The 640-nt window shown below is 36.9% G+C and carries 1 protein-coding gene; it reads right to left on the reverse strand.

From position 1 onward, the window contains the following. Positions 1–226 precede the first annotated feature (226 nt). Positions 227–640: an MCR_0457 family protein gene (locus ACS8FD_RS21720; protein WP_439277398.1), complete on the reverse strand. Its 414-nt coding sequence runs from the start codon at positions 638–640 to the stop codon at positions 227–229.

Consider the following 640-nt stretch of genomic DNA (forward strand, 5'->3'; position numbering starts at 1 on the left):
AAAAGAGTCTATTTAAGCAGTTTTGCATCATAGTAAAAGGTGCTCTTTTATTTGGTATCTATTATAGTACGCAAATAGTTTGCTCCTTTCACGCTTCGTTTTTAGGATGAAAGGAGCAAACTTAGGATATAAAAATTGTTTGGGCAGGAGGTGTTGGATACTGACTGATGCTTTTATATTTATATGGTTAATCGCTTAGTCAGAGTATGTTGTGACAAGTCAGCCGTTAGTATTGCGCGTTTGCTAAATCTTCACACAAGGCTTTATTTTCTTGTTTTGAGAACCCCAGTGTCCAGCTACGTATACTTTGTAAGATTTGACGATAATCTTGCTGCGTTGACAAATACTGTATTGCAGCCTTCGGATCTTCTAAAGACGGCATAAGCTCATGCAGTTGTATATTGTAAGATTTATAAAAACGTTGTCTTTGTCTTTTATTTAACATCGGTGGGCAAATTTCAGACAGTACCTGCATGACAGCAATTTCATGTTTAGTAATACTTACGCCAGACATATCTAGAGGAATGGTAGACACATTATTACTAGCTGCGTTGGATGTTTGAGCTAACAATGAAGCAGAAGCTATCAAGCCGATAATGCCAATCCTTGAAGCTGTTCTTGAAACTATTCTTGTCGTTAT

Source organism: Psychrobacter sp. 1U2, assembly GCF_051847575.1.